The organism is uncultured Allobosea sp. (assembly GCF_945956895.1).
In the GTDB taxonomy this organism is placed as follows: Bacteria; Pseudomonadota; Alphaproteobacteria; order Rhizobiales; family Beijerinckiaceae; genus Allobosea.
Window position 1 is genome coordinate 1 of record NZ_CAMFJF010000108.1, and the last position, 7101, is coordinate 7101.

Sequence of the window (7101 nt, forward strand, 5' to 3'; positions counted from 1 at the left end):
GCCCCTATGGCAATGCCGACATGGTCGAGCGCGCCATGTTCATCGGCCTGCGCAATAATTTCCGCCGCGACGACGAGGTCGAGCTCGGCTTGCATGTCTGCACGACCGGCGGTGCCCAGGTGATGGAGATCGCCGATTACGGCCTCGCCGAAGGCAAGATCGCCGATCTCGTCATCATGCCCGGACAGAGCCTGACGGATATCGTCGTGACCCGTTCGCCCAAGCGCCGCGTGATCAAGCGCGGCAAGATCGTCGCCCGTGACGGCGTTTCGGTGAGGACTGCCCCGTGAGCCTGCAAGCCAAGAAGCGGCCCGAAGGCCGCATCCTGATGACCGCGCGCTGGGTGGTCGGCCACAAGGACGGCCGCCATCGCCTCTACGAGAACGGCGAGGTCGTGTTCGAGAACGGCGAAATCGTCTTCGTCGGCCACGGCTTCCCCGGCGAAGTCGCCCGCCGCATCGACTACGGCCACGCCCTGATCGGGCCGGGCTTCGTCGATTGCGATGCGCTGTCCGATCTCGACACCACCATCCTCGGCTATGATAACCAGCCGGCCTGGAAGAAGGGCCGCGTCTGGCCGCGCAGCTATCTCGAAGCCGGTCCCTACGAGATGTATACGCGCGAGGAGCTGGCCTTCCAGAAGCGCTATGCCTTCTCGCAGCTGATCCGCAACGGCATCACCACGGCGCTGCCGATCGCCTCGCTGTTCTACCGCGCCTGGGGCGAGACGGTGCAGGAATTCGAGGATGCGGCCGAAGCGGCTGCCGATCTCGGCATGCGCGCCTATCTCGGCCCGGCCTATCGCACCGGTAATCAGGTGGTCGAGAGCGACGGCCGCGTCGTCACCTATTACGAGGAAGACCGCGGTCTCGCCGAGCTCGATGCGGCCATCGACTTCGCCAAGCGCCATGAGGGGCAGGCCGGCGGCCTGATCCGCGCGATGTTTGCGCCGGACCGCATCGAGACCTCGACGGCCGAGCTGCTGCGCCGCACGGCGGCAGCCTCGCGCGAGCTCGACATCCCCGTCCGGCTGCATTGCTGCCAGTCGAAGATCGAGTACGACCTCGTCCTTGCCCAGCACGGCATGAGCCCGCCGGAATGGCTGGAGAGCCTCGGCTTCCTCAACGAGCGCTGCCTGCTGCCGCATGGCACCGTCGTCTCCGGCAGCCGCCTGATCGATCGCCCCGGTCGCGATCTCGAGATCATCCGCGATTCCGGCGCCAGCATCGTGCATTGCCCGCTTGTCTCGGGCCGGCACGGCAACACGATCAACCATTTCGGCAGCTATCGCGCCATGGGCCTCAACATTGCCATGGGCACGGACACCGCCCCGCCGGACATGGTGATGAACATGCAGACCGGCATGATCCTCTCCCGCACCGTGGCCGGCAATGTCGGTGCGGTGCGCTCCGAGGATTATTACGACGCCGCGACCATCGGCGGCGCCGATGCGCTGCAGCGGCCCGATCTCGGCCGTCTCCAGCCGGGTTCCCGCGCCGACATCACCGTCTTCGAATTCGACCGGCCGCATAGCGGGCAGGTCATCGACCCCATCCAGACGATGATGCTCACCGGCCATGGCCGCGACTTCGCGACCGTGGTGATCGACGGCCGCTTCGTCATGGAGAGCCGGGCGATCCCCGGCCAGGACGAGGCCGCCGACAACGCCCGCGCCCAGAAGCAGTTCGAGGGCGTGATGGCGCGCTATCCCGAGCGCACGCTCGGCCACCCGCCGATGAGCGAGATCTTCTCGTCGAGCTACGCGATCGAACGCAGCGAGGCCTCTGCATGACCGCATCCGCCGCCCAGCCTCTCCTGTCCGTCCGCGACCTGCGCATCGTCTTCGATGGCCGCCACGGCCCGTTGACCGCGCTGGACGGTGTTTCCTTCGACATCGCGCCGGGGGAAATCCTCGGCATGGTCGGCGAGTCCGGGGCGGGCAAGTCCCTGACCGGTACGGCGGTGATCGGCCTGCTCGAGCCGCCGGGCCGGATCGCCGGCGGCGAGATCCATCTCGCCGGCCAGCGCATCGACAACCTGCCGGCCGAGCAGATGCGCAGGCTGCGCGGCCGGCGCATCGGCGCGATCTTCCAGGACCCGCTGACCTCGCTGCACCCGCTGCTCAAGGTCGGCGACCAGCTTGTCGAGACCATCCTGACCCATCTGCCGGTCAGCCGGGCGGAGGCGCGCAAGCGTGCGCTCGACCTGCTCAAGGAGGTCGGCATCCCCGCCGCCGAGACGCGGATCGACCATTTCCCGCACCAGTTCTCCGGCGGCATGCGCCAGCGCGTCGTCATCGCGCTCGCGCTCTGCGCCGAGCCCTCGCTGATCATCGCCGACGAGCCGACGACCGCGCTCGACGTCTCCATCCAGGCGCAGATCACCACCTTGCTGAAGCGGCTTTGCCGCGAGCATGGCACGGCGATCATGCTGGTCACCCACGATATGGGCGTCATCGCCGAGACCGCCGACCGGGTCGCGGTGATGTATGCCGGCCGCATCGTCGAGATCGGCCCCGTCGAGGAGGTCACGCGCCGGCCGAGCCATCCCTACACCGCCGGCCTGATGGCCTCGATCCCGAGCGTCCATGTCCGCCACGAGCATCTCAACCAGATCGACGGCGCCATGCCGCGCCTCAACGCGATCCCGCCGGGCTGCGCCTTCAACCCGCGCTGCGGCCGGGCCGAAGCATTCTGCCGCGAGAACAAGCCCGGCTTGCCCCTCTCCGGGCACGCTGCAGCCTGCCATTTCCCCCTGAAGGAGGCGGCCCATGCGTGATAACGTGACGACGCTCACGCAGGATCAGGCCATGCCGCAGCCGGTCATGATCGAGACGGCCCCTGGCGACGACATCATCCTCGATGTCGCTGCGGCCTGCTGCCGCTTCGACGTCTCGGCGCCGGCGCTCTCGCGCCTGTTTTCGCACGAGCCGCGGCGCATCCTGCGCGCGGTCGAGAACGTCTCGTTCACGGTGAAGCGCGGCACCACCTTCAGCATCGTCGGCGAATCCGGTTGCGGAAAATCGACGCTCGCCCGCATGGTCGTCGGTCTGCAGCGGCCGACCGAGGGCAAGCTCAGCTTCCGCGACATCCGCCGCGCCGACGGCACGATCGGCCCGCCGCGCGTGCAGATGATCTTCCAGGACCCCTATGCCTCGCTCAACCCGCGCTGGCGCGTCGGCGACATCATCGCCGAGCCGATCCGCGAGCTGAAGCTCAGGTCGGACGAGGCGGCGGTCCAGCAGCGCGTCGGCGATCTGCTGGAGACGGTCGGCCTCTCGCGCACCGATGCCAGCCGCTATCCGCACGCCTTCTCCGGCGGCCAGCGCCAACGCATCTCGATCGCGCGTGCGCTCGCGACCGAGGCCGATTTTCTCGTCTGCGACGAACCGACCTCGGCGCTCGACGTCTCCGTGCAGGCGCAGATCCTCAACCTGATGGTCCGGCTGCAGAAGGAATTCGGGCTGACCTATCTCTTCATCAGCCACAACCTCTCGGTCGTCCGGCACATGTCGGACGATCTCGCGATCATGTATCTCGGCCGCTTCGTCGAGGCGGGCCCGGCCGAGCAGGTCTTCACCAAGCCGCAGCATCCCTATACCCGCCTGTTGCTCGACACGATTCCCGATGTCGAGCGGCCGAACCGGGAGCGCCGGCCGATGTCCGGCGAGGTGCCGAGCCCGATCAGCCCGCCGGCCGGCTGCACCTTCAATCCGCGCTGCGCGCAAGCCGCCAACCGCTGCCGCGTCGTGCGGCCGGAGCTGCGGAAGTTGGGTGGTGTCGAGGTGTCCTGCCACTTCGCCTGAGGCGCTGCGCTGCTGATCCGATCGCAGCCGTTTCGCGCCACTCGATTGTCATTCCGGGTTCGCGCCTGCGCGAAGCCCCAGAATGACAAAGGTGATGTTCTGCAAATGGCGGCGCGGCCGTCGCCCACGCAGCCTACCCGACCAGCGTCGCCTCAAGCGTGATCGGCGCCTTGAACAGTTTCGAGACCGGGCAGCCGGCCTTGGCCTTGCCGGCCAGCGACTCAAAACTCGCCTGGTCGGCGCCGGGCACCTTGCCCTTGAGCGTCAGATGGATCGCGGTGATCGCGTAGCCGTCATCGAGCTTGTCGAGCGTCACCCGGGCCGTGGTGTCGAGCGCGTCGGCCTTGAGACCGGCCTCGCCCAGGATGAGCGAGAGCGCCATGGTGAAGCAGGACGCATGCGCCGCCCCGATCAGTTCCTCGGGATTGCTGCCGGGCTTGCCTTCGAAGCGGCTGGCGAAGCCGTAGGGGTAGGCATCGAGCGCCTTGGTCTCGGTCGAGATCGTGCCCTTGCCGTCCTTGATGCCGCCCTCCCAATGGGCCGAGCCGGTTCTGTTGATCGCCATGGTGCTGCCTCCCGTTCTGGTTTGGGTGGGTATTCTGCTTCTAGAACGCTACCCTTTCGCAACGATCCGAGGCGACCCGGGTTCATCGGGACGCGATCGTGCCAAGGACAAAAAAGCCGAATTGCCGTAAGGTCAGCGCTCCGAACGCTGGAGGCCGCCATGACCGCATTCAATGCCGTTCGTTTCAAGGTCAAACCGGGGATGGAGACCGCTTTTCTCGACGCTCATCGCAATGTCGTCGATGATTGGCCGGGCTTGCTACACGCCAACATCATCGCGGCCGGCGAAGGGCGCTACTGCATCATCGCCGAATGGGAGAGCTTCGAGGCGATGGCGGCAGCCCGTCCGCAGATGATCGCCACGCTCAACAGCTTCCGCCACACGCTCGATGATCTCGGCGGCGGGCTTGGCGTCACCGATCCGATCGCCGGCTCGGTCGCTCTGTCGTTGAAATAGAGCCTGTGCGGGCGAAGCGGATATCGGTCCGGGCCGTTTCGCTTGAAGACGCTCTATCCTCCACGTCCCGGCCTGATCCGTGGCAGGGCTTGCCGCAGCAGGGGCGGGAGGTCCTCCGGCCGGCTTGCGAAGGCGGCGAGGAAATCCCCGCGCATCCGTCCGGTCCAGAACTGGTTGATGTGGTCGGCGACGGAGGCGGCGGCCTCCGCCTCCGGATAGGCCTTGAAGAAATCGGCGATCTGCCCGGCCATGCGCCGGAGCTTCTCGACATTCTCCGCGTGGTGATCGGTGGTCAGGTCGGCCTCCGTCATCGGGCGATGGTCTCGGGTTCGGGCGCAAGCGCACCGGTGAAGACGATGCAGCCGTCGCGCCGCGCTACGGCGGCGAGTGTCAGCCCGAGATGCTTCGCCCGCTCGATCGCGAGCGAGGTCGGTGCCGAGATCGCGACCAGCGTGCCGGCGCCGAAGATCGCCGCCTTCTCGACCATCTCGAAGGAGGCGCGGCTGGTGACGAGCAGGAAGCCTTCGCTGGCATCCGCCCCGGCGCGGAGCCGCGCGCCGATCAGCTTGTCGAGCGCGTTGTGCCGGCCGACATCCTCGCGCACCGCCAGGATCGCGCCGGAAGCATCGCACCAGGCGGCGGCGTGGACGGCACGGGTGAGCTGATTCAGCGGCTGGAGCCTGTCGAGCGTGGCGAGTGCTGCCTCGATCGCGGAAGCGGGTACGGCGCGCGTCGCCCGCGTCGCAGCATCGGCCATGGGGATTTCCTCGATGGTCTCGACGCCGCAGAGCCCGCAGGAGGTCCGGCCCGAGAGATTGCGCCGCCGGGCCAGATGCTCGCGGAAGCGGCCGGGCGCGAGCTCGACCGTGACGATGACGCCCTCGTCCTTCGGCTCGACAGTGACGGAACGAATCTCGTCCGCGCCGTGCACGATGCCTTCGGTCAGGCTGAATCCGGTGACGAAATCCTCGAGGTCCGACGGGCTCGCCATCATCACCGCATAGGGCATGTTGCCGTAGACGATGTTGATCGGAGTCTCGACCGCGACCTCGATCTCGCGCGCGCCATCCGCCGCCGCGCCGAAGCGCAACGCCTCGGCCGTGACGGCGGCCGAGGCCGGCGGCTGGGCTTGCCGGCTATTCCGCGGCATCGGGCAGGCGCTCCGCGATCCGGCGCAAGGTCACATCCTCCTCGAAATTCTTCTCCTGCCAGGCAGAATAAGCGTTGGTACGGCGAACCTCGACGGCGGTGACCTTGTATTCCGGGCAGTTCGTCGCCCAGTCCGAATAATCGGTGGTGATGACGTTCGCGCCGGTCTTGGCATGGTGGAAGGTGGTGTAGACCACGCCGGGCTGCATCCGCTCCGAAATCACCGCCCTCAGCGCAATATCGCCCGAGCGGCTGGCCAGCGCGACGAGGTCGCCGTCGCGGATGCCGCGGCTCTCCGCATCGAAGGGGTGGATCTCCAGCACATCCTCGTCATGCCAGGCATTGTTATCGGTCCGCCGGGTCTGTGCGCCGACATTGTATTGCGAGAGGATACGGCCCGTCGTGAGCAGCAGCGGGAAGCGCGGCCCGGTCCGCTCATCGGTCGGGACATATTCCGTGATCATGAACTTGCCCTTGCCGCGCACGAAGCGGTCGACATGCATCAGGGGCGTGCCTTCCGGCGCCTTGTCGTTGCAGGGCCACTGCACCGAGCCGAGCTTCTCCAGCTTGTCGTAGGAGACGCCGGCGAAGCTTGGGGTCAGCCGCGCGATCTCGTCCATGATCTCGCTGGGATGGCCGTATGCCATCTCGTAGCCGAGGGCGCGGGCCAGATCGATCGTGACCTGCCATTCGTCCTTGCCGGCGAGCGGCGCCATCACCTGCCGCACGCGGTTGATGCGCCGCTCGGCATTGGTGAAGGTGCCGTCCTTCTCCAGGAAGGAGGCGCCCGGCAGGAAGACATGGGCGTATTTCGCCGTCTCGTTCAGGAAGATGTCCTGGATGACGACGCACTCCATGGCGGCGAGACCGGCCGTGACATGCTTGGTGTTGGGGTCGGACTGGGCGATGTCCTCGCCCTGGACATAGAGGCCCTTGAAGCTGCCCTCGACCGCCTCGTCGAGCATGTTGGGGATGCGCAGGCCCTGTTCGGCATCGAGCGGCACGCCCCACAGCATCTCGAAGACTTGCCGGGTGGAATCGTCGGAGACGTGGCGATAGCCCGAGAGCTCATGCGGGAAGGAGCCCATGTCGCAGGAGCCCTGCACATTGTTCTGCCCGCGCAGCG

Annotated in this window: 8 protein-coding genes and 1 pseudogene; 5 read left to right on the plus strand and 4 right to left on the minus strand. The window is 67.2% G+C overall.

Features of this window, described 5'->3' with window-relative positions; translation table 11 throughout:
* From Q0Q02_RS22455 to Q0Q02_RS22470, 4 genes and pseudogenes are all read left to right on the plus strand, one after another.
* Positions 1 to 290 (plus strand): annotated as a pseudogene (locus Q0Q02_RS22455) (amidohydrolase family protein); the annotation flags it as partial.
* Between the two features lie 38 nt (positions 291 to 328).
* Positions 329 to 1792 carry an amidohydrolase family protein gene (locus tag Q0Q02_RS22460; RefSeq protein WP_293812889.1) on the plus strand — a complete coding sequence of 488 codons (1464 nt, stop codon included), beginning with the start codon at positions 329 to 331 and terminating at the stop codon, positions 1790 to 1792.
* On the plus strand, positions 1789 to 2778 hold the full coding sequence (locus Q0Q02_RS22465) for an ABC transporter ATP-binding protein (RefSeq protein ID WP_293812879.1): 990 nt from the start codon (positions 1789 to 1791) through the stop codon (positions 2776 to 2778). The genes Q0Q02_RS22460 and Q0Q02_RS22465 overlap by 4 nt, the downstream gene beginning before the upstream one ends.
* Before the next feature lie 46 nt (positions 2779 to 2824).
* Entirely contained in the window at positions 2825 to 3805 is a 981-nt protein-coding gene (locus tag Q0Q02_RS22470; protein WP_293812891.1) for an ABC transporter ATP-binding protein, read from the plus strand.
* 133 nt (positions 3806 to 3938) lie between these two features.
* Here Q0Q02_RS22470 and Q0Q02_RS22475 read toward each other — a convergent pair whose 3' ends face one another.
* Entirely contained in the window at positions 3939 to 4370 is a 432-nt protein-coding gene (locus Q0Q02_RS22475) for an OsmC family protein (RefSeq protein ID WP_293812881.1), read from the minus strand.
* 159 nt (positions 4371 to 4529) lie between these two features.
* Between Q0Q02_RS22475 and Q0Q02_RS22480 the strand changes: the two genes are divergently transcribed.
* The gene (locus Q0Q02_RS22480; protein ID WP_293812882.1) at positions 4530 to 4826 is read left to right on the plus strand and encodes an antibiotic biosynthesis monooxygenase; all 297 of its coding nucleotides are present in this window, start codon (positions 4530 to 4532) and stop codon (positions 4824 to 4826) included.
* Between the two features lie 53 nt (positions 4827 to 4879).
* Here the strand turns inward: Q0Q02_RS22480 and Q0Q02_RS22485 are convergent, their stop codons facing one another.
* From Q0Q02_RS22485 to Q0Q02_RS22495, 3 genes are all read right to left on the minus strand, one after another.
* On the minus strand, positions 4880 to 5137 hold the full coding sequence (locus tag Q0Q02_RS22485; protein WP_293812884.1) for a formate dehydrogenase subunit delta: 258 nt from the start codon (positions 5135 to 5137) through the stop codon (positions 4880 to 4882).
* Positions 5134 to 5976, minus strand: a complete 843-nt coding sequence (fdhD, locus tag Q0Q02_RS22490; RefSeq protein WP_293812886.1) for a formate dehydrogenase accessory sulfurtransferase FdhD — start codon at positions 5974 to 5976, stop codon at positions 5134 to 5136. The genes Q0Q02_RS22485 and fdhD overlap by 4 nt, the downstream gene beginning before the upstream one ends.
* On the minus strand, positions 5963 to 7101 hold a 1139-nt coding region (locus tag Q0Q02_RS22495; RefSeq protein ID WP_293812888.1), incomplete at its 5' end, for a molybdopterin oxidoreductase family protein. The genes Q0Q02_RS22495 and fdhD, both read right to left, overlap by 14 nt.

Bases quoted from the DNA above. Each gene is read 5' to 3' on its own strand.
- Q0Q02_RS22460 (WP_293812889.1), top strand. From the start codon at position 329: ATGACCGCGCGCTGGGTGGTCGGCCACAAGGACGGCCGCCATCGCCTC.
- Q0Q02_RS22465 (WP_293812879.1), top strand. From the start codon at position 1,789: ATGACCGCATCCGCCGCCCAGCCTCTCCTGTCCGTCCGCGACCTGCGC.
- Q0Q02_RS22470 (WP_293812891.1), top strand. From the start codon at position 2,825: ATGATCGAGACGGCCCCTGGCGACGACATCATCCTCGATGTCGCTGCG.
- Q0Q02_RS22475 (WP_293812881.1), bottom strand. From the start codon at position 4,370: ATGGCGATCAACAGAACCGGCTCGGCCCATTGGGAGGGCGGCATCAAG.
- Q0Q02_RS22480 (WP_293812882.1), top strand. From the start codon at position 4,530: ATGACCGCATTCAATGCCGTTCGTTTCAAGGTCAAACCGGGGATGGAG.
- Q0Q02_RS22485 (WP_293812884.1), bottom strand. From the start codon at position 5,137: ATGACGGAGGCCGACCTGACCACCGATCACCACGCGGAGAATGTCGAG.
- fdhD (WP_293812886.1), bottom strand. From the start codon at position 5,976: ATGCCGCGGAATAGCCGGCAAGCCCAGCCGCCGGCCTCGGCCGCCGTC.